General features: G+C 71.4%; 21 protein-coding genes. 9 read left to right on the top strand and 12 right to left on the bottom strand.

All coding sequences use genetic code 11. From position 1 onward, the window contains the following. Positions 1-30: 30 nt before the first annotated feature. The 5 genes from EAH86_RS01560 to EAH86_RS01535 form a co-directional block, all read right to left on the bottom strand. Complete coding sequence (locus tag EAH86_RS01560; protein ID WP_206665697.1) at positions 31-924, bottom strand: class I SAM-dependent methyltransferase; 894 nt, start codon at positions 922-924, stop codon at positions 31-33. Next, positions 921-1,976 (bottom strand): lysylphosphatidylglycerol synthase transmembrane domain-containing protein, encoded by a 1,056-nt coding sequence (locus EAH86_RS01555; protein ID WP_140736864.1) that lies wholly within the window; start codon positions 1,974-1,976, stop codon positions 921-923. Before EAH86_RS01555 ends, EAH86_RS01560 begins: the two co-directional genes overlap by 4 nt. A gap of 18 nt (positions 1,977-1,994) precedes the next feature. Then, a complete protein-coding gene (locus EAH86_RS01550; protein WP_140736863.1) occupies positions 1,995-3,917 on the bottom strand; it encodes a glycosyltransferase family 4 protein in 1,923 nt (640 codons plus the stop codon). A 76-nt stretch (positions 3,918-3,993) separates the two neighbouring features. Further along, positions 3,994-5,160, bottom strand: coding sequence for a glycosyltransferase family 2 protein (locus EAH86_RS01545; protein ID WP_241668124.1), 1,167 nt, complete (start codon positions 5,158-5,160; stop codon positions 3,994-3,996). Positions 5,161-5,298: 138 nt separating this feature from the next. Next, the gene (locus EAH86_RS01535) at positions 5,299-6,270 is read right to left on the bottom strand and encodes a type IV toxin-antitoxin system AbiEi family antitoxin domain-containing protein (protein ID WP_140736862.1); all 972 of its coding nucleotides are present in this window, start codon (positions 6,268-6,270) and stop codon (positions 5,299-5,301) included. Between the two features lie 196 nt (positions 6,271-6,466). On the opposite strand from EAH86_RS01535, the gene EAH86_RS01530 reads away from it, so the two are divergent. Next, positions 6,467-7,258 carry an inositol monophosphatase family protein gene (locus EAH86_RS01530; RefSeq protein ID WP_140736861.1) on the top strand — a complete coding sequence of 264 codons (792 nt, stop codon included), beginning with the start codon at positions 6,467-6,469 and terminating at the stop codon, positions 7,256-7,258. A 40-nt stretch (positions 7,259-7,298) separates the two neighbouring features. On the opposite strand, the gene EAH86_RS01525 is transcribed toward EAH86_RS01530, so the two are convergent. After that, entirely contained in the window at positions 7,299-8,462 is a 1,164-nt protein-coding gene (locus EAH86_RS01525) for a GNAT family N-acetyltransferase (protein ID WP_140736860.1), read from the bottom strand. Between the two features lie 54 nt (positions 8,463-8,516). On the opposite strand from EAH86_RS01525, the gene EAH86_RS01520 reads away from it, so the two are divergent. Further along, positions 8,517-8,825, top strand: a complete 309-nt coding sequence (locus EAH86_RS01520) for a hypothetical protein (protein ID WP_140736859.1) — start codon at positions 8,517-8,519, stop codon at positions 8,823-8,825. A gap of 276 nt (positions 8,826-9,101) precedes the next feature. Here EAH86_RS01520 and EAH86_RS01515 read toward each other — a convergent pair whose 3' ends face one another. Then, positions 9,102-11,216: a hypothetical protein gene (locus EAH86_RS01515; protein ID WP_140736858.1), complete on the bottom strand. Its 2,115-nt coding sequence runs from the start codon at positions 11,214-11,216 to the stop codon at positions 9,102-9,104. A 131-nt stretch (positions 11,217-11,347) separates the two neighbouring features. On the opposite strand from EAH86_RS01515, the gene EAH86_RS01510 reads away from it, so the two are divergent. Together EAH86_RS01510 and EAH86_RS01505 are read left to right on the top strand one after the other, a co-directional pair. Next, on the top strand, positions 11,348-11,818 hold the full coding sequence (locus EAH86_RS01510; RefSeq protein WP_140736857.1) for an adenylyltransferase/cytidyltransferase family protein: 471 nt from the start codon (positions 11,348-11,350) through the stop codon (positions 11,816-11,818). After that, the gene (locus EAH86_RS01505) at positions 11,818-12,537 is read left to right on the top strand and encodes a TIGR03089 family protein (protein WP_140736856.1); all 720 of its coding nucleotides are present in this window, start codon (positions 11,818-11,820) and stop codon (positions 12,535-12,537) included. Before EAH86_RS01510 ends, EAH86_RS01505 begins: the two co-directional genes overlap by 1 nt. Here the strand turns inward: EAH86_RS01505 and EAH86_RS01500 are convergent. Further along, positions 12,534-14,144, bottom strand: a complete 1,611-nt coding sequence (locus EAH86_RS01500) for a peptidoglycan-binding domain-containing protein (RefSeq protein WP_140736855.1) — start codon at positions 14,142-14,144, stop codon at positions 12,534-12,536. The two genes, EAH86_RS01505 and EAH86_RS01500, sit on opposite strands and share 4 nt — an antisense overlap. Positions 14,145-14,437: 293 nt before the next feature. On the opposite strand from EAH86_RS01500, the gene EAH86_RS01495 reads away from it, so the two are divergent. Together EAH86_RS01495 and EAH86_RS01490 are read left to right on the top strand one after the other, a co-directional pair. Continuing rightward, positions 14,438-15,250, top strand: a complete 813-nt coding sequence (locus tag EAH86_RS01495; RefSeq protein WP_140736854.1) for a CoA transferase subunit A — start codon at positions 14,438-14,440, stop codon at positions 15,248-15,250. 3 nt (positions 15,251-15,253) lie between these two features. Continuing rightward, positions 15,254-15,907, top strand: a complete 654-nt coding sequence (locus tag EAH86_RS01490; protein ID WP_140736853.1) for a CoA transferase subunit B — start codon at positions 15,254-15,256, stop codon at positions 15,905-15,907. 60 nt (positions 15,908-15,967) lie between these two features. Here EAH86_RS01490 and EAH86_RS01485 read toward each other — a convergent pair whose 3' ends face one another. The 3 genes from EAH86_RS01485 to EAH86_RS01475 all read right to left on the bottom strand — a co-directional run bounded on the left by EAH86_RS01485 (position 15,968) and on the right by EAH86_RS01475 (position 19,411). Next, entirely contained in the window at positions 15,968-17,620 is a 1,653-nt protein-coding gene (locus EAH86_RS01485; protein ID WP_140736852.1) for a SpoIID/LytB domain-containing protein, read from the bottom strand. Positions 17,621-17,828: 208 nt separating this feature from the next. Next, positions 17,829-18,599, bottom strand: a complete 771-nt coding sequence (locus tag EAH86_RS01480) for an ABC transporter ATP-binding protein (protein WP_241668123.1) — start codon at positions 18,597-18,599, stop codon at positions 17,829-17,831. 2 nt (positions 18,600-18,601) lie between these two features. Continuing rightward, positions 18,602-19,411: an ABC transporter permease gene (locus tag EAH86_RS01475; RefSeq protein WP_140736851.1), complete on the bottom strand. Its 810-nt coding sequence runs from the start codon at positions 19,409-19,411 to the stop codon at positions 18,602-18,604. 196 nt (positions 19,412-19,607) lie between these two features. On the opposite strand from EAH86_RS01475, the gene EAH86_RS01470 reads away from it, so the two are divergent. Beyond that, a complete protein-coding gene (locus EAH86_RS01470) occupies positions 19,608-21,392 on the top strand; it encodes a CDP-glycerol glycerophosphotransferase family protein (RefSeq protein WP_161988539.1) in 1,785 nt (594 codons plus the stop codon). Continuing rightward, positions 21,389-23,164, top strand: a complete 1,776-nt coding sequence (locus tag EAH86_RS01465; protein ID WP_140736849.1) for a hypothetical protein — start codon at positions 21,389-21,391, stop codon at positions 23,162-23,164. The genes EAH86_RS01470 and EAH86_RS01465 overlap by 4 nt, the downstream gene beginning before the upstream one ends. Positions 23,165-23,203: 39 nt before the next feature. On the opposite strand, the gene EAH86_RS01460 is transcribed toward EAH86_RS01465, so the two are convergent. Next, positions 23,204-24,841 carry a CDP-alcohol phosphatidyltransferase family protein gene (locus tag EAH86_RS01460; protein ID WP_140736848.1) on the bottom strand — a complete coding sequence of 546 codons (1,638 nt, stop codon included), beginning with the start codon at positions 24,839-24,841 and terminating at the stop codon, positions 23,204-23,206. A 219-nt stretch (positions 24,842-25,060) separates the two neighbouring features. On the opposite strand from EAH86_RS01460, the gene EAH86_RS01455 reads away from it, so the two are divergent. Continuing rightward, positions 25,061-26,974 (top strand): hypothetical protein, encoded by a 1,914-nt coding sequence (locus EAH86_RS01455; RefSeq protein ID WP_140736847.1) that lies wholly within the window; start codon positions 25,061-25,063, stop codon positions 26,972-26,974. The last annotated feature ends 7 nt before the right edge of the window (positions 26,975-26,981 follow it).

Genomic DNA, 26,981 nt, shown 5'->3' with positions numbered 1-26,981 from the left:
TCGGTCAGGCGGCTCGGTCAGGGTGGCCGGTCAGAGGTGAACGGGGCTGACGCGCAGCGTCGGACCTGCCGGTGCGGCGTCCTTGAAGGCCGCCCAGATGTAGGTCGGGGCCATCGGCGCCGCCCGCTCGAGCACCGGCGCGGGGACACGCGACACCCACTGGGGGATCTGGTCGGTCCCGGCGAAGGCACCGCTGTCCGCGATCACCGGCAGCGTGTAGTCCCAGACGTCGAACGCCGCGAAGAGGCGGCGCAGCCCGGCCCGGGAGTAGTAGTGCTCGTAGTAGTGCTCGCCTCGTCCGGTGAGCCGCATGTAGCGGTCGGCTGCGCCCCGGGGCAGCCAGGACAGGAACGGCAGCTTGTAGTGCGGCTCGACGACCTGGTGACGGTGCCCGATGCCGAGGTACAGAACGCCGGTGGGGCTCAGCACGCGGTGGATGTCGGCCACGACCGACTCGGGGTCGACGACGTGCTCGTAGATGTGGTTGAACACCACGACGTCCATCGAGCCGTCCTCGAACGGCAGCGCCTCTCCGCGGGCCAGGCGGAACTCGACGCGCTCACCGAAGCGCTCGCGCGCGGCGATCAGGCCGGGTTCGTCGATGTCGACGCCCGTCGTGTGCGCCCCGGCCAGGGCCAGCTCGTCGGCGATGAAGCCGGCCGAACAGCCGACGTCGAGGGCACGCAGACCGGCCAGGTCGTCGCGACCGAGCGCGTGGCGCACGACGGCGAGGATCTTCTGGGCCTTCTGGCGCCGCTTCTTCTCGTCGAGCATCGCGCCCATCAGCTCGGAGTAGGCAAGCTGCTCCGCCCGTCTGGTGGGCTCGCTGTTGGTGGGCTCGGCATTGGTGGGCTCGGCGTTGGTGGGCTCGGCATTGGTGGGCACGTCGTCGGGGAGGTCCGCACCAGCGGGTTCTCCGCTCATGACCGCGGGCTCCTCGGGCCGGGAGCCTGCGACTCGAGCGCTTCCCCGCCGCCATCACTGTCATCACTGTCGTCGCCGTCGGACGGGTCGACAACGATGTGGTCGTGCTCGCGTTCCTGAGGGGAGGTGAGGAGGTGGTGCGAGCGCGCGTAGGCCCACCCGAGCAAGGCGAAGACGACGTCGGCCGCCACGGTGAGGAAGCGCGAGATCACCACGACCGCGGTCGCCGCGGACGTGGAGGTGACCGGCGCGAGGATCAGCACCAGCACCCCTTCACGGACGCCGACTCCCGCGGGCAGGACGACGCTGAACATCGCCAGCGAGGAAGCGAGCGCGAAACCCGACACGGTCGCGAGGAGCAGCTGGCCGGTCTCGTAGTCGGTGCTGGTCGCCCGCGCAAGGACGAGCACGTGCAAGCCCGAGCACACCCAGGCGCCGATGAACAGCAGCGTGGCCGACAGCACGGCGCGGCCGGAGAGCTGGCGCTCGAGCGGTTCCCGGCGCAGGATCCGCAGCACCGTCGCGATGGCCCAGTTGAGCAACCGCGGCCACAGCACCACGGCCAGCAGCGGCATGGCGAGCAGCACCACCCACCCGGTCTTCGCCGCGGAGTCGTCGCGGGTGATGAGCAGCGGCAGCGCGGGGACACCGACGATCAGGCCGCAGATCGCGGCGATCGCGACCGACACGAACGCCACCACCGCCATTCGGCGGCGCGGGATGTGCAGCCGTACCCCCATCTCGGCCTGGGCGACGATGCTCCAGACCGCGCCCGGGACGTACTTGCCCAGCTGGCCCACGAAGAAGATGCCGCCGGCCGGCGCGAGGTGGAGCGGGGACCCGAGGTCAGCCAGCAGGATGCGCCAGCCCAGGACCGTGAAGAGCGGGGGCAGGCAGACGAGCACTGCTGCGAGGGCGAACGTCCCGGCGTCGATCCGTCCGATGTCGGCCGACACGTCCCGCCAGTTGCGCGCCACGGCGATGCTGACAGCGGCGACGACCAACAGGGCCAACAGGATTCGCAGTCCTGAGAAGAGGCGGGACCGGGTCACCGTGATGCCTCTGTCATGTCAGCGCCTCCGCAGCGTCAACCGGAGCAGCCCGTATGCCGCGTCGGTGCGAGTGGAGGTGTCCGATGCCATCCGGATGCGTCCGGCGATGTCGCCGTCGAGATCGCCCACCAGAACGAACCCGAAGTCGTGGGAGCGCGCCAGGACCGCGCGGACGTCGGCCGGCCCGAGCGCACCCTCGGCTCCGGAGTGACCGACCGGCAGCGTCACGCAGAGCAACCCACCGGACTTCAGTGCCCAGGAAGCCTGGCTCATGGCTTCGTCGATGTCGTCGGCGTCGCAGCCCCCCGGATGCAGTCGCACGATGACGTCGAGCGATGCGGTGTCGACGTCGAGCACCTCGACGCTCGAGCGGTGGCCGGTCAGCTCGAGCTCCACCGGGGCGAACCCGATGGCGCGGGCCCACTTCGACAGCGGCGAGCGGCTGCCGGACTCGTCGACGATGACCGCGCTGCGGCGGCCGTCGTCGCGGACCCGGACGATCGCAGCGAGCGCGCCCAGGGCTGCCCAGGCAGCGATCCCGTCGCTGCAGCGCGGCAGGCCGAGGCTGCGGGCGAACGCCTTGGCGTCGTCGGCGTCCTGGCCGTCAGCGAGGATGTCGGAGGCGTGGATCCACTCCGGGAGGTCGCCCCTGCCCAGCTCGACCTCGGGCCGTGAGGCTGCGACGACCGCTCGGACGGCACTGGAGGTGCGGTGGCGGAGGTGGCCGACGACGGCAGCAGCCCCGGTGGCCGGAGCGTCCTCGGACGACCCGTGGTCGTCCGGCTCGGCGGCGGGCTCTACCGCGGCGAGAGCCTCGATCGTCCCGACGTAGCGCGCCCAGGGCCCCGAGAGGTCGGGTTGGCGGACCTGGGACCGCAGCTGGTCGGCACAACCGGGTTCGGCGAGTCTCTGGAGGGCGTCCACCAGCGCCTGCTTGTCCCCCGGCGGCACCAGCAGCCCGTCGACGCCATCCCTCACCTGGCCGGCGAACGTGCCGACGTCGGAGGCCAGCACGGGCAGTCCGTGGTGCTGGCCGAGCAGCGCGTTCTGCGAAGCCGTGGCACTGCGGTAGGTCAGGGCCAGCACGTCGTGGGAGGCGAGCAGCGGTGCCAGCCGATCCGCCGGGACGTAGCCGCCGTGGACCTCGACCCGGTCCCGCAGCCGCGGGTCCTGGGCCAGCTCCTTGACGCGGTCGCCGCTGGCTCCCCACATCTCGCCGGCCACGGTCAGGGTCGGGCCGGGCACCTCAGCGAGCGCCTCCATGAGCAGGTCGACACCCTTGTAGTCCCGGACGATCCCCAGGGCGAGCAGTCGCGGCGGACCCTCGTGGGCCGCGCGCTCCACTGGTGCGCCACCCGGCAGGTGCGGTGGCAGGTCGGTGACCGAGACCCTCGGTGCACCGAGCTCGTAGGCGATCCGCGCTTGCGAATCACTGTGCACCAGAACGGAATCCACGCGCTCGAAGAAGGTGTGCATCAGCTCGCGGTCGCCGAGGTGCGTCTCGTGCGGCAGCACGTTGTGGGCGATCACGACGGTGCGAGGGCCTGCGTGTCCGATACCCCGCTGGGCGTTTCGGCGACCCACGCCCGCCGCGCGCAGCAGGGCCAGGTGGGCAGGCACGACAGCCGGGATCACGTGGACCACGACGATGACGTCGAAGCTGCGCAGCCGGCGACCGGTGCGCACCCAGGTGTCCGGACGGGCCCAGCTCAGGGCGCGGACCGTGCGCGGAAACGACTCGACGTCCGGGGCGCCGCCGGGCACGGCCTGCTCACCCGGGTAGAGCTTCGAAGGGTAGAGGTGCGACCAGGACACCAGGGTCACGTCGTGCCCCGCTTCGGCCAGCTCGTGCGCGAGGCTGGTCGTGTGGGCAGCCACGCCGCCCTTGTACGGATGGGTGGGGCCGACCACGGCGACCTTGAGGGCAGCGCTGGGCGTCACCGAAGCCGTCCCCCAGCCGACTGCGCGCGGCCGCACGCCAGCTCAGGGGCCGACAGCGCGGCATACCGACGCGCGCTCACACGCCCGTCCGCGACCGCACGACGAGGTCGGACAGCAGCGCCAGGGAACCGATCATGATCCCGCTGACGATGAGCAGCACCGTGCTCGCCGGGAAGTAGAACGGGTGGCGGAACATGTCCACGATGCCCTTGAGCAGCCCGATGACGATCAGCCAGAGGGCCGGTGGCATGAGCACCTTGAGCGGGTCGAAGTACATGACCATGCGCAGCACCTGGAGGATGTAGCGGTAGGCGTCGCGGACGAAGTGGAACTTGCTGACGCCGGCCCGCTTGGCATAGCTCGTCGGGACGTACTTGATGTCGTGCTGGTTGGACAGGAACGCCAGCGTGATCGTCGTGACGCAGCTGAATCCCGGTGGCAGCAGCCGCAGGTAGGGCAGCGACACCTCGCGCCGGAACGCACGCAACCCGCTGTTGAGGTCGGGGATCGTCTGGTTGGTGAGCTTCTCGGCGATCTTGCGGATCAGCCACTTCGCCGGGACACGCGCCCACTTGTGGGTACCTTCCTCGGTGGTGCGGGCGCCGACGACCTGGTCGTAGGAGTCGTCGTCGCGCAGGATCCGGACGAGCTCGGGGATCCGCTCGTTCTCGTAGGTCATGTCCGCGTCGGTCCACACCACGATCTCGCCAAACGCCTGCTGGGTGCCGATCCGGCGGGCCGTGCCACTGCCGCCGTTGCGGCGGAACGGCATCACCCGGATGTTGGCGTAGCGGCTGGCCGCGTCGCGAAGCACCTCGAGGGTGTTGTCCGTGGAGGCGTCGTCGATGCACAACAGCTCGTAGGTGAACTCGCTGGCGTTCATCGCGACGGTGATCCGGTCGATCTCCTGGAGCACGTGCGCGGCCTCGTTGAAGCAGGGCAGCACGATGGTGACGAAGGGCTTGCCGTGGCCGGGTTCGCCGGGCAGCGGCGCCGCCACCGGCTCACGCGCCGGCAGGTATGCCGCGTCCGCCGGGTTCACGGGCGGCTCACCCTCGGTGCTGGCTGGGGCTGCCTGCGGGGCCGGGGTGGTCTGCGTCGGGGCGGGGACGGCCTGCGTCGGGGCGGGGACGGCCTGCGTCGGGGTGGCCGGTGCCGCGGCGGGAGCCTGCTGACCGGTGCTGATCACCTCGGTGGCGGGCACATCCGGGGACGGGAACGTCTGTGTGGGGTAGTCACTCATCTCGTCCGCGAGCCTACCCGCGCGCCGCCGCCTGCCGCCGCCACCTCGCCCATGCCGTTCCACCCCGCGACTCTGAAGGATTTCCCGGGTCAGGATCCGGACGATCCTTCAAAGCCGCGGGGTCAAGGCACGAGGTTGTCAGCCGGGCGGGACCGCGCAGCCGGCACGTCTGCAGCGACGGGGACGGCCGGGCCACCCGCGAGCGCGCAGGACTGCCCCGATGTCCACCGCGGTGTCGCACGGCGTGACCGCAACATCGGCCCAGAAGACCCTGGTGGTGGCGCGGGCGGTGGACAGCAGCTGGCGGTCCCGCCGACCGTCCTTCACCCGGTCCTGCCACTGCTCGTGGCCGAGCCTCCCGTCCACCTCGACAACCAGGCCGTAGCCCGCGTACTCGTTGTCGTGCAACCGTCGACGACCGACGTCCGACAGCGCCTGTCGTGTCGTGCTGGGCAGCCCGTGAGCGCGCTCGACATCGCGGACATAGAGCACCTCGGCGCCACTCTGGGCACCCTCCTCGACGTCCGCCAGGGCGGGACCGAGGACGCGGCTGTGGCGGTGCCCTTGCCGCCTGGCGAGCTCTCCGCGAAGCTCGCCGACCGAGACGACCTCCTTCTGCACAGCGCGGGCGACGGCAGAGAGCGCATCGATCGCGGACCCCCTGGCGGCCACGTCCAGGAGAGTGGCGGGGAGCGTGGTGCGCCACGGGTACGCCGTCTCATCCACGAGGTCCTCCCACCGCACCGACCGTCGCACCATCAGGGTCGGTCCAGAGGCGATGGCACGCTCGTAGGGAACCACCACCTCGGTGACCACCGGCGGCTTGCGCTCCAGGCCCCACAGGTAGAGGGCAGAGCGACCGCAGAAGGCCGCATCGGCGGCGGGCGCGCCCGACAGGCACCGCAGGAGGTCAGCGGTCGCCGTGACGTGCCAGTCGTCCCGTCCCGGCCTCGTGAGGAAGACGCCGACGCGCAGCCGAGCCCATCGGCCCGACGAGACGCGCCACTGCAGCGCATCGTCCGTCATCCCTGCGGCCAGACACTGCCGCCGGGTGAGCAGGTCGGACTGGCGCGTCGCGTGCTGACGCAGCGTCGTCCAGTCGACCGGCATTCGACCACTCTGGCTGACGCTTGCCACCGCCTCGTCCGTCATCCACAGCCCCGCGACCCTGAAGGATTCTCCGGGTCAGGATCCGGAGAATCCTTCAAAGTCGTGGGGGTCCCACGCATGGCCGGGCCCTTGGCGATGGGCGAGGCAACCACGGACCGATGGACCGTGCGGTCGGCCGGTGTGGAACGGTGGGGTCGTGGACACCCAACAGGTGCTTGACCTGATGAAGACAGTCGCGGCCGACGTCATCACGCCGCGGTTCCGCGCGCTGGCCGACGGCGAGGTGATGGAGAAGAACCCGGGCGACCTGGTCACGATCGCCGACCACGAGTCAGAGGCGATCCTCACCCGCGAGCTGTCGGCCGCGTTTCCCGGTGCGTTCATCCTCGGCGAGGAGCTCACCTCTGCCGACCCGACGACCCTCGACCGCTACGTCGAGGCCGAGCACGCGTTCACGGTCGACCCGGTCGACGGCACCAAGAACTTCGTCCACGGCTCCCCCGACCACGCTGTCATGGTCAGTGAGGTCGTCCGTGGCGAGACGGTGCGGGCCTGGATCTGGCAGCCCGAGCACGAGGTCGCCTGGGTGGCCGAGAAGGGTGCCGGCGTCTACCGCGACGGCGAGCGCGTCGTCCGCGAGCCCGTCGCCGACGACGAGGATCCTCGCGGCGTCACGTCGATCTGGCCGCTGCGCGGGCACTCGCTCGGGAAGCTGCCCGCACTCGTCGGCTCGTGGGTCTGCTGCGGCGTCGACTACCCCCGCCTGATGGAGGGCGCGACCGACTACATCCTCTACGCCCGCAACAGTCCGTGGGACCACTCGCCCGGTTCGCTGATGGTCACCGAGGCGGGTGGCTTCGTCGGGCACACCGACGGAACGCCCTACTCCCCAACGGTTCTCACGCCCGGCATCATCGCTGCCGCTGACAAGGGCACGTATGCCGCCGTCCGTCGCCACGCCGCCGAGGCCTTCGCCAAGCGCAGCTGACACGCGCCACGTCGTCCTGGCGGGCGCTGCCCGCGAGACCTCAGAAGTAGTCGGTCAGGTAGGCGGTGGAAGTCGCGAACACGGAGTCGATGAGCTCGGCCGCCCCAGAATCGCCGCCGGAGCCCAGCCCCGCAGCCTTGATGGCCGCGAGCGGTCGGCCCGCGTAGAGCGCGGCGAGCCCGCGGCTCGTGAGCCGCAGGGCTTCCGGCTGGGCCGCCGGCGTCCGCTCCACGGTCCCCTCGCCACTGCCGACGGTCAGCCGGTACCCGCCGGCGTCAGCATCACCCTGGCCGTCAGCGACGCTGAACGTGAACGACCCGTCGACACCGGCGGGGTAGCCGCGCGCCGTCAGGGCAGCTGCCACGTCGAGGATCCGCAGCATCCACCCGTGCTGCTCGACCTCGTGCCCGGCCTCCTCGGGCAACAGCCAGAAGAGCGGGTCGTCCGGGGACAGGTAGGCATGCACTGTCTTGGCCACCGACGAGCCCGAACCCACCACGGCCCAGAGGCTGCGCAGGGTGCTCTCCGTCGCACCCCACAGGAAATGCACCAGCAGGTCGCTGCCGTGCCAGCCGTAGACGACCACGCCGTCGTCGGCCCGGTAGATGAAGGTCTCGGCGTCGGTCACCCGGCGGAGCCACTCGTTCTCCGGCCAGAGCAGCGGCCCGCTGACACGGCCCCCTCTCAGGGCCGCCGCGCACAGCTCGCGCAGCTCCGGGATGTCGTCTGTCCCCACCCTCCGCAGCCGCGTGTCGCCACCGAGGGTCCTCAGCTGAGCTGCGGGAAGGGCGTACCGACTCTGCGCACCGACCAGCTCCCAGCCGAGATGGCGGTAGACCGGCACCGTCGCGGGGTAGAGCGCGGAGATCGGTTCCCCTCGCGCGACCGAGACCTCCGACAGTCCGCGCATCAGCCGCGTCCCCACCCCCCGGCCGCGGAACTCGGGCAGCACGGTGATCCCGGCCATCCCGGCCATCGGCACCAGCCGACCGTGCCACGCCTGCTCGAACCCGCGGGCCTTGCCGCACCCGGCCATCTGGTCCCCGTCGAAGACGCCGAACTGCCGCCCGTCGGCGATCAGCTCGGTGTTGACCGCACGCCACAGCCCGGCTCCCGAACCCGACATCGGCCCGAACGCCCTGACCCGCACGTCCAGCATCGCATCGAGGTCGGACTCGGTCAGCGGGCGGAAGTCGAGGCTCACAGGTCGAGGCTAGCCATCCGGCGCCCGGGGGCGCAGGGTCTTACGCTCCATTGCATGGCAGCCGTCCGGGACTGGACCTACGAGCAGGTATGCCGCGTGGGCGCCCTTCGCGGGGATGTGGCCGCCCTCGGTGGTGCCGTGACCGTCGCGCTCTGCGGCCACTGGGAACATGACGGACCGTGCCGGTGGGAGCACTTCACCAGGCCCGAGGTCGTTGATGCAGCCGTAGTGGTGACTGTGTACTTCGACGCGGCAGCCCACGAGGAGCAGCAGGTCCGCGAGCGGGTCCGTGAGGCCTTGGCCGCAGGCAGTCTGGTCGGGCCGGACGGCACGACCACCGCCTGGCAGCTCGCCCCCAACTGACCGCAACGGCATACCCAGGACTCCACTTGTTGCCGCCTCGGGGTCACCGGACGGCCGAACGGGGGGTCGCATGACCAGCAGGATGCAACACGTCGAAGCCCTCCCCGACTTGTTGCCGACGGGTGGTCACCGGACGACGATTTCGGCGATCCGTGACCAGCGCAGAGCAACACGTCGAAGCCCTTCCCGACTTGTTGCCGCCTCGTGGTCACCGGACGGCCGAACGGGGGGTCGCATGACCAGCTGAAGGCAACAAGTCGAGGTTGAATGCAGGGGTCAGTCGGTGCGGCCGAGCCAGACCTGGATCGGCAGCTGCACCAACGAGTCCGGGCGCTTCTCGAGCAACCGGGCGTCCTCGTCGACCCGGGTGTCGACGGCGACCACGGCGGTCCTCAGCCCGAGCTTGCTGAGCGCCTCGGTCGAGTCCGCCGCCACCAGCACCAGCCGGCCTCCGCGCGCGTCGACGGCGCGACGGATCTGCTCGACCGCGGCGGCGAGGCGCGTCGGGTCGTTGCGCAATGCCGAGGTCGTCGACAGCGCGCCCACCCCGCAGTACCCCCGCAGCACCTGGGGCCACTCGTTCGCCGCGCGGGAGTCAACCATCAGGGCGACGTCGCCGGGCCGCATCGCGGCGCAGACGTGGTCCACCGCGGCCCACTCCCCCTGTTCCACCCGCTCGTCCGCGTGCGGCCAGGTCGCCAGACCGGTCGGAATGAGCAGTGCGGCCGCGACGCCGCAGCTCACGGCGACGTTCACGGCATACGGGAGTCGGCGGGTGGACCACCGCGACACCACGGCGGCGGACGCGACGGTGAGGAGCACGACGGTCGGCAGGGCGATGACCAGACGCCGGTCCGCCCACGGGTGGTCGGGCGTGATGCCGGGGCGGTAGAGCGTCAGCAGGGTGGAGCCGATCGCGACGACGGCCGGGCCGGTCCACCCGGGCAGCTCCCGGCCGTCGACCCAGGACGAGGCGGCGCGGTGGGCCAGCACCGCCGTCGCCACCAGGGCGAGGGCGATCGCGACCGGGCCGAGCCACCACGACAGCCAGGTGACGGTCTGCTCCGCGTAGGTGCGTCCGCCGTCGACCGTCAGACCCTGACGGGCCTGGAGGCCGGCGACCACGCGCGCCCCGGGATCGGCAGCCGACTGACGCACGACCTGCCACCAGGGCCGGCTGGCCAGCACGACGCCGACCAGCGCGAAGCCGCTGGCAAGCACTCGCGGGAGCCAGGCCTGGACGAGCGGCGGCATCGCCCACCCTCGTGCGGCACCGAACAGCAGGACCGCACCGAGGACGCACGCCGCGACGCCCAGGGCGACAAGCGGGAGCAACGAACCCGCGATGCTTCCGAGGTACTCGCTCGAGGTCAGCCAGGTCACGCCGAAGGCGACAGCGGCAGAGAGAGCCGTGGCGACGCCGAGCGCCCTGGCATGGGCCTGCCGCTGGAGCGCGGCAAGCACGACCACCGGCACGACGAGGACGACCTCGCGCAGGGCGTCCACGCGGATCACCACGGCCCCGCCCATGAGGACGCCGGCGACGACGGCCGTGCGACGGGCCACGACGATGTCAGGGACCCTGGCGCTTCGCGCGGCGAGCACCATCGTCACGAGCCCCGTCGCCAGCACGGGCAGGGCCACGGGTTCGGAGTAGGTCGAGCGGGCGACGTGCACGAGGGGGAAGAGCAGGCCGGTGCCGAGGGCGGCTAGCGGCCCCCATCGGGGGCCGACGACGGTGGAGGCCAGCAGACCGACGCCGAGCACGGTGATTCCGAACAGGATGGCCGGCGCCCAGGCCACCGCGGCCGGTCCCCCGACCCACCACGCGACGGAGTACCAGGCCGAGGCCCCGATCGGGAACTGCGGCTGGATGCGGGGGGCCTGCGCACTGCCCGTCGCGTAGAACGCCGGACTCGCCAGGGTGATGCCGTCGATGGCCAGCACGTCCGCGCCGCCGACCGACTCGGGCGACACCGCGATGGGTCGCGCGTGCCCGGACGCGAGCTCGATGGCGGACTGGAGGTAGGAGCCCGAGTCCCGGCGCGGCAGCACCTGCTCCGAGTGGGTGACGCCGGCCCAGGCCACCGCCGCCAGCGACAGGACCACGAGCAGGGTGGCCGACCACACCGGGAGCGGGCGTACGGGCACCATCGCCGTGGCCAGTCCGGCTACCACGGCTAGCACGAGCAGGACCGGCGCGGCGACCCACGGGTGCCACAGGCCCACGAGGGCCAACAGTGCCGCGGCAACGGAGCCGAGCACGAGCCACAGCCCGGACCAGACGACGGTGCGGGTCACGAGCCAGCCGCCCCACGCCTCACCCCGCAGCAGCGGGAGATCGCCGGGATCGGGGGCATACGGGTAGCTGCGGGGCTCGCGGCTGCTCACAGACGGCAACGCTACTGCTCCACGAACGCATGCCGGTGCACCGGCTTGCGTTGCCGTCTGCCGAGGGGGCGACCGAACCTGCAGGGTCGACGATGTGAGCACCGCACCGGTCTCGCGATAACCTCACGGCCATGCCTGCTGCCGATACCGCCGGACCCGACGCCGGACCCGCCACCGGACCCGCCACCGGTCCCGACGGCGCCTCCCCGCGCACTGTGATCACCTTCGGGACCTTCGACGTGCTGCACGTCGGGCACATCCGGATCCTCAAGCGGGCCGCAGAGCTCGGGGACCGGCTGGTCGTGGGTGTGTCCGCCGACGCGCTCAACGAGTCCAAGAAGGGTCGCGCCCCGGTCTTCTCGCAGGACGAGCGGGTCGAGATCATCAGCAGCCTCAAGTTCGTCGACGAGGTCTTCGTCGAGGAGAGCCTCGAGCTCAAGCGCGACTACATCGTCGAGCACCGGGCCGACGTGCTCGCGATGGGCGACGACTGGAAGGGCCGCTTCGACTTCGTGTCCGACCTGTGCGAGGTCGTCTACTTCCCGCGCACCCCGTCCGTGTCCACGACCGAGCTCATCGAACACATCGCCAACACCGCCTGATGCCGGCCACCCCGGCGGAGGTCCTCGCGGCGATGCTCCGCTCCGACCCGGCAGGCCCTCGGGTCACCTTCTACGAGGACAGCCCCGGTCCCACCCAGGGTGAGCGGATCGAGCTGAGTGCCAAGGTGTTCACCAACTGGGTCAACAAGGCTGCCAACGCCCTGCAGGACGAGTGGGACATCGCCCCCGGCTCGTGCGTCCGCGTCGCCCTGCCCCCGCACTGGCGCTCGCTCTACTGGGCTCTCGCCGTCTGGTCGGTGGGTGCCACCGTCGTCCTCGACGACACCCGCGCTGACCTCGTGGTCACCGACGACGTCGAGGTCGCCGCCGCGAGCACCGCGAGCACCGTCCCGACGGTGCTCGTGACGCTTGCCGCCCTGGCCCGTGGTGCGGGCGCGCCGGTCCCTCCCGGCGCGATGGACGAGGCCCGCGAGCTGGCGACGTATGCCGACCAGTTCAGTCCGTGGGACGAGGCGAGTCCCAGCGACGCCGCCCTGCGCGACGGTGGCGCGGACACGGCATACGAAGGCGTTGTGCCGCAACGGGACTGGGCACGAGGCGTGCGCGTGCACACGTCCGAGACCGCGCTCGGGTCGTTCCTTGCCACCACGCTGGCCGCGTGGGCGGCCGACGGCTCGGTCGTGCTCTCGCGCGGGCCCGAGGGCGCCCCGGGACGCGCGGCGCGGCTGACGTCCGAAGGTGTGACCCTCGAGGTCTAGCGGCGACGCAGCTCGGCTTCCAGTGCCTGCCAGGTCACCTTGGCCACCACTCCGGTCCGCGCGATCTTGGCCCGACCCTGCATGGCCTTCACCGCAGACTCGGTACCGGGCCCGAAGGCGCCGTCGGCCGTGATCCGCAGCGCCTTCTGCAGGGCCGTGACCGCGGCGCCCCGCGAGCCCACGCGGATCACGGTGTCGTAGTAGGCCCGCAGCGGGTAGTCGCGGTTCTCCAGCGCCTGCCAGAACTTGGTGTCGACGACGCCGGTCTGGGGCAGGTGGTGGGACTTCTGGAACGCCTTGACCGCCGTGGTGGTGCGGGCGCCGAAGCCACCGTCGACGGCGACGCCGCCGACGGCGCGCTGCAACGTCTTGACGGCCTCGCCGCGTGAGCCAGCCTTGAGCACCGTCGCCATCAGCGCGGTGTAGGGCGTGACCATGCGGGGTGAGGGGTTGCCGCGCGACACCGGCCCGGCGGATCCGTCGGTCGTCATGAGGGCGGCCCACGTGCTCGGGCCGACGATGCCGTTCGCGGGCAGGTTGCGACGCGTCTGGAACGCCTTGACCGCCGCTTCGGTCTGGGGTCCGAAGGCGCCGTCGGCGGCGATGCCGAGGGCCTTCTGGAGGGCCGTCACGGCCGCGCCCTTGGCGCCCTTGGCGATGGTCAGCTTCGCGTAGGGGGCGAGCGGGCTGGACGGTGTGGTCGTCGGCGGCTTCGCAGGCGGCGGCGGGGTGGTGGGCTTCGGCGGCGTGGTGGCGCCGCGCGGCGGGATCAGCTTGAGCGCAACCATCTTCGCCCAGGTGGCCGGGTCGAGCTGGCCGGTCACCTTGACGCCGTGAGCTGCCTGCCAGGCGCGGAGCGCAGTGGTCGTCTTCGGCCCGAACACCCCGTCCGCCGTGGTGCCGATGACCTTCTGCGCCAGCGCGACATCGGGGCCGGTCGCGCCCTGGATGAGCAGCGAGTAGACCGCCGAGGGCGGCTGGGGAGGTGTGGTGGGCTTGGGCGTCGAGGCGGGCCCCGGGTCGACCTTGGTGAGAGCCTTGCCGGTCCACCAAGACGTGTGGCCGTAGGCGCCGTCCCACGAGAACGAGAAGTGGACGTGGTCGGTGTGCGGGACCGGTCCGGTGTAGGTGGCCCAGCCCCTCGCCGGGTCGTAGGCACGCCACATCTTGTGGTTCCAGATGATGTACATGATCCCGAAGCGACGGGCCATGGCGCCCGGGCGCCCCTGCGCGTCCGGTGCCGACAACCACTGCGTCACGGCGTCGGCGACAGCCTTCTCGTTCGGCTTGTTGACGCTGAGCATCCAGTCCCAGGCGCGCCCCTCGGAGTGCTCGGTGAGCCCGCTGTTGCAGTTGCGGGTGATGCCCCCGTCGGCGCTGCCGAGCTTGTAGTTGGCCGTCATCAGCTTGGCGAACGCCACGACACCCGGCTTGGCGTGGGGATCGCAGAGGCGCTGGGCCTGGTAGGGCGGCGCGATGTCCAGCGCCGACGGGAGGGTCTTGGTGGGTGGCTTGGGCAGGGTCGCGGCATCCGCGGTCGCCATGCCCACAGGCACAGTGAGGACCGGGATGGCCAGGACTCCGAAGGCACGCACGACACGCGACACAGAACACTCCACGGGGGATGGCGCCTCGGATCCCGAGCCGCTGGACGAGTTGGACACCAGCCCCAGAGGTCACTCCAGCAGCAGGTAGGACATTTGTCCCACCAGTGCACTGTCGTCACAAGCGGTTCGGGTGAACTACAACCACGGAATTCGTTTCTCCTCCCCGAACGGCTGATGCGCGCCGATCGGAAACGGCTGGCCCGAGCCCATGTGCGGTGACCACGCGGCATACCCCGGACTGTGGGCAGGGACCACGCACGGTGGTCCCTATGCCTCCGGCTAGAGTCCACGCCATGGACAAAGTCGTCTCCACCGCGGCCGAAGCCATCGACGGGATCGTCGACGGCTCCTCCCTCTCGGTGGGCGGGTTCGGGCTCTGCGGCATCCCGAGCGTGCTCATCGCGGCGATCCACGATGCGGAGGTGAGCGGGCTCGAAGCGATCTCGAACAACTGCGGCATCGACGACTGGGGCCTGGGCATCCTGCTGAAGGACAAGCGGATCGCCCGGATGGTCTCCTCCTACGTCGGGGAGAACAAGGAGTTCGAGCGCCAGTACCTCTCCGGTGAGCTCGAGGTCGAGCTGACGCCGCAGGGCACCCTGGCCGAGCGGCTGCGCGCCGGTGGCTCCGGCATCCCCGCCTTCTACACCGTGACCGGCGCCGGGACCCAGGTCGCCGATGGTGGGCTGCCCTGGCTGTATGCCGCGGACGGCACCGTCGCGAAGGCCTCACCGCCCAAGGAGGTCAAGGTCTTCGAGGTCGACGGCGTCGAGAAGGAGTTCGTCCTCGAGCGCGCGATCGTGGCCGACTTCGGTCTGGTCCGGGCCTGGAAGGGCGACCGGCACGGCAACCTCGTCTTCAACCAGTCGGCACGGAACTTCAACCCGCTCGCCGCGATGGCAGGGCGGGTCACGATCGCCGAGGTCGAGGAGCTCGTCGAACCGGGCGAGCTCGACCCCGACCAGGTCCACCTGCCCGGCATCTACGTCCACCGGGTCCTGCCGCTGACGGCCGACCAGGCCAAGGAGAAGCGGATCGAACGCCGGACCGTCCGCCCCCGCACCGAGACCACCACGCCCACCACGACCACCGCGAAGGAGGCCTGACCGATGGCACTCACCCGTGAGCAGATGGCCGCCCGCGCGGCCGCCGAGCTGTCCGACGGCTCCTACGTCAACCTGGGCATCGGCCTGCCGACCCTGGTCCCCAACTACGTGCCCGACGACGTCGAGATCGTGCTTCAGTCCGAGAACGGCATCCTCGGCGTCGGCGCCTATCCCGTTGACGGAGAAGAGGATCCGGACCTCATCAACGCCGGCAAGGAGACGGTCACACTGCGTCGCGGGTCGTCGTTCTTCGACTCGGCCACCAGCTTCGGGATGATCCGAGGTGGCAAGGTCGACGCCGCGATCCTCGGAGCCATGCAGGTCTCGGCCAAGGGCGACATCGCCAACTGGATGATCCCGGGGAAGATGGTCAAGGGCATGGGCGGCGCGATGGACCTGGTGCACGGCGCCAAGAAGGTCATCGTCCTGATGGAGCACAACGCCAAGGACGGCTCCTACAAGATCGTCGACGAGTGCTCGCTCCCCTACACCGGCCGCGGCGTCGTCCAGCGGATCATCACCGACCTGTGCGTCTTCGACGTCACCCCCGACGGCCTGGTCCTGCGCGAGCTCGCCGACGGGGTCACCGAGGACGAGGTCCGCGAGAAGACCGAGCCGTCGTTCTCGGTCGACCTCGCACAGCCGGCCACCAGCTGAGCGAGGGTATGCCGGGTGGTGCCACCCGGCATACCCGCGGCGCAGGTCGGCGGTGGGCCGTCAGGCCGGACGCACCACGGGGGCCGGCTGGCCGGCCGCAGTCCACTCGGCGTAGGTCAGGTGGTGCCGGACCTCGTCGGGACCTTCGGCGTAGATGGCCGGGTCGGACCCGAACCGGTAGTACATCGTCCCGTAGACCGTCGCGGCGTTGCGGACAGTCGGGAACCCCGCGCGCTTCCACTGGTCGTAGCTCAGCATGTCGACCTGGGGCAGCCGCTCGCCCGCCCAGGCGGTGACGGCGTAGACGGTGCTCGACCACGAGTACTTGACGTAGGACGACGCCTGGACCGTCGTGGCCGGGCTGCCCGAGGCGGCGTAGTCAGCCGCGGTGACGCTGGCGTGCTGGGTCCACGGGCTGTAGCTCGGGCCGGCCACCTGGCGGTAGACCACGTCGGAGAAGGCGAGCTTCTTGTAGGCCACGGACTTGACCTGCTGGGTCGGCTGGATCACGGGGAAGAACCAGTCCGACTTCAGGCCGAACTTCTGGCGGAACGCGTCGCCGGTCACTGAGACCGTCTTGGTGGCGCCGACGACGTCGACCTGCTGGACGCGGCCCCCGGCGACGCCGAGCGTGTTCTGGCGGATGATCTTGAGCTGCTTGAAGGTACCCACGGCGTAGGCGCTGGCGATCGCGCTACCGGACAGCCGCACCGTCCAGCTGGCGTTGGGGGACTTGCGGTCGCCGTCGTCGACGACCGCCGGGAAGGTGCCGCCGGCCGTGTATCCGCCTGTGCCGGAAGAGAACTCGGTGCTCACGACGGCACCGTTGGCGTTGCTCAGCCGAACCAGTCCGCTCGTGCCGTCCACTGCCCGGTTGGTGCGGGCGTCCTCGAGGGCGACGCCGTCACCGGCGGCACCTCCGTAGACCTGACACGCCTCGGTGTCGCACAGCTTCGCGTACGGGTAGCGGTTCGAGGACCACGCGTAGGAGCGGGCGGCGACCGACTGTGCCTTGAGCGCCTCGATGCCCCAACCGCCACGGACGTCGCCCCAGCTCGCCGGGCTCTCGCGCGGGACGACACCCTTGAGGTAGCTCTGCAGGGGCAGTGTGTTGACGAGCTTGTTGGTCGACCCGTCGCGGACGTACGACAGGGTGCCGCGGTAGCCCCGCCCGCTGTCGCAGACGGTCAGCAGGTCCGTGAGGGCCACCGGCGCCGCGCCCAGCGTGATCGGGAGGGTGGTGGCCGACCCCAGGGCGTAGGGGCCGTAGGTCTTGGGCAGCGAGGTGCAGCCCTCGAACTTCGTGTACATCTGCCAGCCCGTGGTGGTCCAGACGATGCGGGCACCCGAGCCGGCGCCCACGTCGACCGTGCCGACCTTGAACGGCTTGGCGCTCGTGATCCAGGTGTCGACAGTCGAGGACGACTCGATCGAGCTGAGTCGGACGCTGATGTTCGGGTTGCCGACGCTCCCGGCCTTGGTGCCGCCGTAGAAGTGGTCGAGGATCATCGCCGAGGTCCACCCGTGGTCGACCGCATAGCCGTACGAGCCGTACTGGCCCATCCCGCGGCCGTGGCCGTAGCCGTGCCCGATGAGGACGACGTCGTCGGCGGCCGCCGACGCGGGCGACGAAGCGAATGGGCCGACGAGGGCCCCTACCAGGACGGCGGCGGTGCACGTTGCGAGACGTGACCAGCGCTGGAGAGCGGGCATGCGGAAGCGGTCCCTTCGGATGGGGTTTTCCCTGGAGGCTAACCCCGGCGGCAGGCGCGCGGGTGGGGTTCGAGTGGATTTGTGCGCCGATTGTGACCCTTGTCCCGAGCCGGGCCAACGGGCCCCCTCGGAACAGGTCGAGCCCCACCTCAGGCTTGGATCAGGGCCGACTCAGGTCGGGGTCAGGGTCGGGTCCGACTCAGGTCCGTCAGGGCTGGGCGTCGAGGTCGGCGTTGTAGGTCTCGAGCACGTCAGCCATCGGACCGTCCATGACGAGCTTGCCCCGCTGCAGGTAGAGCCCCCGGGTGCTGAACCGGCGCAGGTCTCGCTCGGAGTGCGACACCAGGAACAGCGTCCTGCCGTCCTCGAGCAGCGACTCCATCCGCGTGTAGCACTTCTCCCGGAAGGCACGGTCACCCACGGCCAGCACCTCGTCGACGAGGACGATCGGCTCGTCCAGGGTGGTGATGACCGCGAACCCGAGCCGGACCTTCATCCCCGACGAGAAGTGCCGGTAGGGCATGTCCAGCCCCTCACGGACCTCAGGGCCGGCGAAGGCCACGATGTCGTCGAAGTGCTCCTCGATGCGCGCCTTGCTGAGCCCGTGCAGCCCGGCGGTGAGGTAGATGTTGTCCCGGGCGGTGAGCTCGCCGACGAAGCCACCGGTGAGCTCGATGAGCGGGGCGACGCCGCCGATGACGTCGACCTCCCCCGCGTCGGGCAGCAGCACCCCCGCGATGCACCGCAGCAGCGTGCTCTTGCCACTGCCGTTGCCGCCCACCAGGCCGACGGCCTCGCCCGGCCGGATGTCGAAGCTCACGTCGTGCAGCGCCCAGAACGTCTCCTTGGACGTGCCCGTGCGCCCGTGGAACAGCATCTCCCGCAAGGAGAACTGGCGGCGTTTGGCGCGGTAGAACTCGATGCCGAGGCCCTGTGCCGAGATGACCGGGGCAAGGTCCTGCTGGACGGCGTTGCTCACGGCTAGATCTCCTTCAGGACGGCTCGCTCGAAGCGTCGGAAGACCATCGAGCCGACGACGAGCAGGAACACGGAGATGACGACCGAGGCGATGATCGGACCCCAGAGGATCGGGTACTTGTCGTGCGTGAAGAAGCCCGCGCGCATCGCCTCGAGGATGCCCGTCATGGGGTTCAACCAGGTCACCTTGTCCCAGGGGGACGGCACCAGGTGGCCGGCATAGATGACCGGTGTCGCGTAGAACAACATCCGGAGCAGGATGCGGACGACCCGCTGGGTGTCGCTGACCAGGGCCGTGACCGGGGCGAGCACCAGGCCGAGGCCGACCAGGGCGACGAACTCGACGACGATCCCCAGTGGGAACAGCACGAGCGCGGCGTTGAGGTGCGCTTCCCCTCGGATCAGGTAGCCCATCAGGAACAGGATCAGCACGGGCACGGAGAGCAGGTACTCGATGCCCTTGGACAGCACGACGCGGACCACCCAGATCTCGCGGGGCAGGTTGGTCGAGCGCACCAGCTTGGCCTCGGCCACGAGGGCCCGGGAGGTGTCGGTGAGCGAGCCGGAGAACCACTGCCACGAGAGCAGACCGATGATGAGGAACAAGAAGTACGGCTTGTGGCCGACGTCGCCCCGCTTGAAGATGTAGACGAACACCAGGAAGTAGATGAGCGACATCAGCAGCGGGTCCAGGACCGTCCACAGGTAGCCCAGGACACTGCGCGAGTACCGCACCCGGAGGTCCCTGACGACCAGCGTCCAGAGCACCGTGCGCCGCTTGGACAGAGCCCGATAGCGCGAGATCAGTTCCATGGTTCCTTCGATGGTCCGGGTCCGGGCCATCGGCCGGCGCGTCTCCGCCACAGCCTAGATGGGAGTGATGGCACGGGCAGAGGTTACGCCATCGCCTGACCGGGCTGTTCGGGGTAGTCCACCGCCTGGAAGCTTTGTCGTGCTCACCAGCAGGGCTGGTTTGCAGTGCTCCATCGATCCCGTCTTTGATGGCACCATGAATGCCGCGGCGCACCTGCGACGGCTCGAGAACTGGGCTGCCGGTCTCTGGGCCCTCTCAGCGGTCGTCAGCGTCGTTGCCGCCCTCGCCGGGTGGGGGGTGGTGCTCGGCATCGCGCTGCTGGTCCTGGTCGTGAGCGACCTGCTCCTGCACTCCGGCGAAGACCCCCAGTTCCCGCGGTGGCTCGAGCTCCACGAGATGGGGGCCGTCGACAGGGCCCTCTTCCGCGAGGGCGTCGCCCTGCTCGGCTGGGCGCTGGCCACCCGCCCCTCCCCCTGGACCGTCGTCGCCGCGGTCACCGCGGTGGGCATCGTCCACGGAGTCCACGTGGTCTACCGCGCGGCCACCGCACCCTTCGCGCGGATGGACCGGGCCCGGTTGGTATGGCGCGGCCTCGAGGTCGATGGCCGCACCGAGTCCCCGGCGCCGCTCGGCCCACCCGTCCCGTCGCCGCCCCCGCTCCCTGTTGGCTCGCAGGGCGTGCTCCAGCTGGACGTCCTGGTCCTCGTCGGCCTCCTGGTCTCCTGGGCGTCGACGTCGCCCGTCCCGGTCGTGGTGATGCTGGTTGGCGTCGTCGTCTGCGCGGCCGTCGTGGCGTGGCGGGTGCTCGCCCGGATCCGGCTCGTCCGCAGTCTGCCGCTCCCGGAGGAGGACAACGCCCGCCTCTTCGGGGCGCTGGTGGACCACGCACCCGAGGTGGCCGTGTACTTCAGCGGCGGTCGCGGCACGACCTACCAGCTCAACGTCTGGATCGAGACGATCGACCGGCTCACCCGCCCCGCGGTGATCTTCGTCCGCGAGCGGCACCACCTCGACGAGCTACTCCCCACCAGCACCCCGGTGGTCGTGCTGCCGCGAGCCCGCGATGTCGAAGCCTTCTGTGTCCCCAGCATCCGGGTCGTGCTCTACCCGACGACGGTCATCAAGAACAACCACATGATCCGGCTGCCCGGCCCGCGACACGTCTTCATCAACCACGGCGATGGTGACAAGTCGGTGACCTACAGCCCCCTGCACCGCGTGTTCGACGAGATCTGGGTGGCCGGCCAGGCCGGGTGTGACCGCTACCTGAACCGGGGCGAGGGCATTCGCCCCGACCAGCTGCACCGGGTCGGCCGCCCGCAGCTGGCCCACATCGAGCGGCTCACGGAGCGGCCCCGCACGTCGGGCACGGTGCTGTACGCCCCGACCTGGGAGGGCAACTTCTCCGGGGTCGACTACAGCTCGGTGGCCACGATGGGCGAGCGCATCGTCGACGTGCTCACCGACCCCGCCCTCGGGCTGACCGTGCTGTTCAAGGCCCACCCTGCCACCGGCACCCGCCTCGGCGCGGCAGCCGCTGCCCGCGCCGCGATCGAGGCCCGGCTGAGCGCTCCCGGCACTCCGCACCGGGTGGTCGGCACGGCGCCGGACGCGCTCTACAGCGCCTTCAACGAGGCCGACGTGCTCGTGGCCGACATCTCCAGCGTGGTGGCCGACTTCCTGGCCTCACGCAAGCCCTATCTCGTCACCAACCCGCGCGACACCGAACAGGCGGCCTTCCACGCGGACTTCCCGTCGACTGCTGCAGGAGCGCTGATCCGGCCCGACGTCGAGGGGCTGGCTCAGGCGATCCGTGAGGCGCTGGGCGAGGACCGCTTCCGCGAGCACCGCGAGGAGCTCGCGACCTACTTCCTCGGCCACCCTGTCGGCGACCCGATCGCCCACTTCGTCGCAGAAGTCGAACGCGCCGTCGAGCGCACTCCCCCACGACTCTCCGCGGCCGGGGAGAGTGCACGATGAGGAAGGCCCTGCCGGCGTTGGCCCTCCTTGCTGGCTCGATCGTGGCGCTCATGCTCGCGGTCCTGGTGGTCGGCGCCTCGCGTGAGCTGGCGGGACTCTTCCTGGCGCTCGGCGTGCTCGGCAGCGTTGTCGCCGAGGTCCTGGTGTGGCGCGCCCCCACGATCGCTGCGGGACTGCGGCGACTGCAGGCCGACGACACGTTCCGCGCCGGTCTGCGCGACGTGCTCCTCGTGGCCGTGGCCGCCAGTGCCCACGACACCGGCACCGACATCCTTCGCGTCACCGGGGTGACCGTGCTCTTCATCTGGGCCTGCCGCCTGGTGACGATCCTCGGCCAACGGCGCTCGCAGCAGCTCCGTGCCGTGCCGGTCTCGTGGCGCAACTTCGAGGTGCCCGGGGTTCGCCGCAGCGAGCCCCTCGGCACCGGTGCCCTCTCCGACGCGGTGAACTGGCCCTCGAGCGGCTCGCTGGTGCTGGCGATCGCCCTCTCCGCCCACCTGCTCGGTGCCACCGCGACGGTCGTCGTCATCGCAGCCGCCGTCTCCGCCGCGACCGCGCTCGCCACCGCCCTGGTCGCGGTCATCGACTTCCTCCGGGCCCGTCGCGACACCCCGCTCGAGACGGTCGTCGACCTGCTCGGGGCAGCCCTGGCCGACTTCGCCCCCCGGGTCGGGCTCTACTACAGCCGCCCCGAAGCCATCGGCTACATCGCCAACGTGTGGGTGCAGACCCTCGAGCAGCTCCCGCAGCGCGCCGTCGTCATCTGCCGCGAGGCCTACAACGCCGAGCTGGTCGAGACCGACCGGCTCCCCGTGATCGAGGTGCGCCGGGCCGGTGACCTCGAGCGTGTCGTCCCACCGTCGCTCGGCCTGGCCCTCTACCCGTCCAACGTCGCCAAGAACAACCACCTGCTGCGCCTGCCCGGCATCTTCGACGTGTTCATCGGCCACGGCGACAGCGACAAGGGCGGCAGCGCCACCGTCCTCACGCGCATCTTCGACGAGGCGTGGGTCAGCGGGCCGGCCGCCCGCGACCGCTACCGCATCGCCGACGTCGGAGTGCGCGACGAACAGATCCGTGAGGTCGGACGGCCGCAGCTCGCCGAGATCGAGCGGCACGCCACCCCGCTCAGCGAGTCCCACGCCGGCACCGACGGGGTGTCGAGCTGGGACTACACCGTGCTCTACGCCCCCACCCGCGAAGGCTTCTTCGCCGCCTGGGAGTACTCCTCGATCCTCACCCAGGGCGAGGGGATCCTCACCGGCCTGCTCGGTATGCCGGGGGTGCGAGTGCTCTTCAAACCGCACCCGGGCACGGGCACCGACGACCCGGCATACGGGCTCGAGGTCCTGCGCCTCACCGCCATGGTGGAGGCCGCGGGCGTCCCGCACGAGGTGGTGACCGGCGCCGAGGGGCTGTACCACGCGTTCAACCGCGCCGACCTGCTGGTCAGCGACGTCTCCAGCGTGATCACCGACTTCCTCGCCTCGGGCAAGCCCTACGTCGTGACCAACTCCGGCGCCCTCGACGACGACACCTTCCGTGCCCAGTTCCCGTCAGCGCAGGGGGCCTACGTCCTCTCGGGCAGCGGGTCCGACGTCACCGAGCACGTGACGGATGCCATCGAGCACGACTCGCACGCCGCGGCGCGCCGGCGGACCACCGAGTACCTGCTGGGCGACTCGCAGTCCGACCCGGTGACCCGGTTCGTCGAGGCCGTTGACACGGTGCTGGCGAAGCAGCAGCAGATCACCGCCGACCACCACGCCTGACCCGGGGCGCGGCCGCTCGACCCGCCTCGCGGGGCCGGCTCAGCCGGTCGGGTGCGCGGACGACCGTGCGGCCCACCACCGCACGTTGACGCCCAGGGCGAGCAGGCCGACGACGGCCGCCGCGACGAGCGGTGGCCAGGACGGGCCGGATGCCGCCCAGACGACCAGGAGCGCCCCGCCGACCGAGCGGACCGGCCAGCCGATCGGGGTGAGGCCGTCGCGGGGACGGACGACGCCGGTGAGCCGCTGGCGGTAGGCGAGGTCGTAGTCGCGGAACGCAGCCACGGCGAGGAGCGCGTAGGCCCCGGCGAGGGCAGCGTCGCCACCGACGAGCAGGGCGGTGCCACCGACGACGACGAGCTCGAGGGTCCGGGCCACCGCGGGGGCGAGCCACCCCAGTCGCGAGGTCACGAGGAGCGCGGCCTCGGGCACGGGACTGGCGTCGCACTGCGCCGCCAGCCGCTGCGCGCCGGGAGCCGCGAGCGACTGCTCCCGGCCCGCGGACCAGCTGCGCCCGAGCCGACCAGCGCTCGTGTAGACCCCGGCCAGCACGCCGAGGGCGAACAGCAGCCACAGGACCGACTTCGCCCCGAGCAGTGGGGCCAGCACGACCAGCAGGACGGTCCGCTCCCCGACCGGCATGATGACGGCCCGCTTGGCCCAGATCAGGCCGGGTCGGGCCGAGGTGGCCTCGGACAGCCCGGCGACGGCGGACCCCGACGACCGGGTGGCGGGTGACGCGGCAAAGCCGAAGTCCACGAAGTGCCGCACAACGAGCACAGCCATGGCGGCCAGGGCGGCCTGCCACCCGTGGCCCTGACCAACTCGGTCGGCACCGACGACGAGACCGGCGTAGACGGCATACTCCTTGACCCGGTCGGAGGCGACGTCGAGCCAGCCACCGAGCGGGGAGAAGGTGCGGGTGTAGCGCGCCACCTCACCGTCGACGCAGTCGACGACGAGCGAGCAGAAGAGCAGCAGGGCGCCGACCACGCGCCACCCGGTGGTGCCCCCTGCGAACGCGACGGCACTGGCGATTCCCAGGGCGAGGGAGACCGCGGTGATCTGCGCCGGCCGCAGGCCGAGCCGGACGGCCTGTCGGGTCACCTGACGGGACAGGGGACGGACGAGGAACGCCGAGAGGAACCCGTCATCGCTGCGCGAGGCGCGGCGCAGCCGTAGCGCCCGCTCGTCGGCGGCGTCGACCGTGGCGAGGGCGGTCGCAAGGCCCCCGTCGGTCCAGGCGGTCGGGAACGAGCCCGGTCCCAGCTCACGGGCGCCATGACCTCGGGCCACCGTGGCAGCCGCCGCGAGCAGGTCACCGCCGGTGCCAGAGCCGGGCAGTTCGGCCCCAGTCGTCAGGCGGACGCCCACGACCGTGCCGTCGGGGTCAGCCAGCACGGCCGGTTCGTCACGGGGGTCGGCGACGAGGTCACCGTAGACCGTGGCCGGCGCCAGCCAGCGGGCGTCGAGGAGCACGATGCCGCTGCCACGAGTGGAGGCCGTGGCAAGAGCCGATGCCAGCGTGTCACCCGCGGGATCGACGACGACCGCGGGCACGCCGCTCTCGGCAGTTGCGCGGGTGGCCACCGTCTCGACGACCTCATCGGCTACGCCGGGACCTGCGACCAACAGCACGACGGGCGCGACCGGCCGGCGGATCTCGGCGCGGGTCATCGGCAACCTCGGGATCGAGCGTGGGGAGCAGGGCACGCACACCCTACGACGCCGGGACCGCTGCGCTACCGTAACGGTGCGCCGGCCAGGCGCCGCCCGCCCCGTCAGGAAGGTCCCGCCCGCCCATGCCGTGCCGCCACTGCGCCCGCTGCGGACGACCTGCCTGCGCACCGTCCTCCGCTCCGTGCCGCCCGCGCCACTGATGGCTCGGGGACTCTGATGGCGCCGACGACACCCACCGCCCTCACCCGCACGGACCGCGTCCCGAGCCGGCCGGGGCCCGGTGGTGTGCTCGTGGTGGCCATCGCGGTCCTCGCGTATGCCGTGCTTGCTGCCGCCGCCTTCGCCGGCTCCGGCGGGTGGTTCGTCGTGGCGGCATTGCTCGTTGCGGCAGCCGAGGTCGGCCTGGCCGTCGCTGCGCCGTTCCTCCCGTGGGCCCTGGCGCGGGTAGGGCTCGGACTGCCCTGGCGGTGGGCCGTGCAGGCCGTCCTGCTGGTCGTGCTGGCCGCCCGTGCGGATCTCACGACCGGCGCGCTGGTGTGGACGGTGGCGGCAGCCGTGGGCGTGGGACTGGCGGCCGGGGCCCTCGCAGGCGTGGCCGAGGTCGTGGCGCTGCTGCGCAAGTCCCCCGTGCTCAGCTGGAACCTTCCCCTCGGAGACCTTCGCGTCCCGGCCCCGCCCGGGTGGCTGCTCCGGTGGCGCGACGCGTGCCTGATACCCGTCCAGCTCGGGCTGCTCCTGGGCACGGGCTCCGCCGTCGCCTCGGACGACAGCGGCACGCAGACCGCTGCGGCTGTCGTGGCGCTGTTGCTGACGGCCCTGGTCGGAGCCCTGGCGCTGCGTGCGACGCAGACCGCCCGCCGGGCCGGCCTCCGGCAGCGGGTACCCGAGGCCGTGCAGGAGGCCGTGACCGGGTACGCACCCGACGTCGTCCTCTACTACGGCGGCACGGCCGAAGCGGTCTACCAGGTGGAGATGTGGCTGCGGACGCTCGAGACCGGCGGCCACCGCCCGCTGGTGCTGATGCGTGACCGCGACGCGTGGCGCCGCCTCGGACCGACGACCTTGCCCGTGGTGTGCATCCCGGCGGCGACCACCCTCGTGTCCTTCGACCTGGGCACGGTGCGCGGGGCGCTGTTCGTGGCCAACGGCATGTCCAACATGCACCTGCTGCGCATGGGTGGCATGCGCACCGCCTTCATCGGCCACGGCGACAGCGACAAGGCAAGCAGCAGCAACCCGTTCGTGCGCGTCTACGACGAGGTGTGGGTCGCGGGTCCGGCTGGTGCGAGGCGGTATGCCGACGCGGGACTCGGCGCCGTGCTCGGGCGCATCCGTGAGGTGGGTCGTCCCCAGGCAGGCGCGGACGCCCGTCCGTCCGCCGCTGACCGTCCGCTGACCGTGGTCTACGCCCCCACCTGGGAGGGGTGGGGCGACGAGAGCCACCACTCCTCGCTCGCGCACGACGGGCCGGACCTGGTGCGCACCCTGCTCGCGACTCCGGGGGTGCGAGTCGTCTACCGTCCCCACCCCCTCACCGGCACCCGTGACGTCGCGCTGCGACGGGCCCACCGCGAGGTCCTCGGCCTGCTCCGCGCTGCTGGTGCGCCGCAGGAGGTGGCGCCGGCCGCTCACCCTGCCACTGGTGACGAGGTCTCGCTCATGGTTGCCGCCGCAGGGTCGGGCTCGGGGTCTGCACCGGTCGTCGACGACCGGTCATCGTTCTGGGCGGCCCACTCCCCGACGACCCACCGCATCGCCGAGGGCGACTGGCCAGGACTCGAGAGCGTGCTGGCCGAGGCCGACGTCCTCGTGGCCGACGTGTCGGGTGTCGTGTCGGACTGGCTCGCCCAGGACCGCCCGCTCGCGCTCGCGAACCCAGCCGGACTCAGTGCCGAGGAGTTCGCGGCCCGCTATCCCAGCAGCCGCGGTGGTCTGGTCCTCGGGAGCGGTGCTGCCGGCCTCGTCGAGCTCATCGCCGCGGTCCGGGCAGGGCAGGACCCGACAGCCGTCGGTCGGTCCCTGGCCCGGGCGGAGCTGCTGGGCATCACCCAGGACGGTGGCGCGGAGCGGTTCGCCGCAGCCCTCGACGGGCTCGTCGGGAAGCCATCCCTTCCGGGCGCGGCTGGGTGACGGGCGG

The sequence above is a fragment of the Pedococcus bigeumensis genome (genome assembly GCF_006438965.1).
GTDB lineage: Bacteria > Actinomycetota > Actinomycetes > Actinomycetales > Dermatophilaceae > Pedococcus > Pedococcus bigeumensis_A.
Note: the sequence above shows the minus strand (reverse complement) of the source record. Positions and strands in the feature narration are given on the sequence as shown.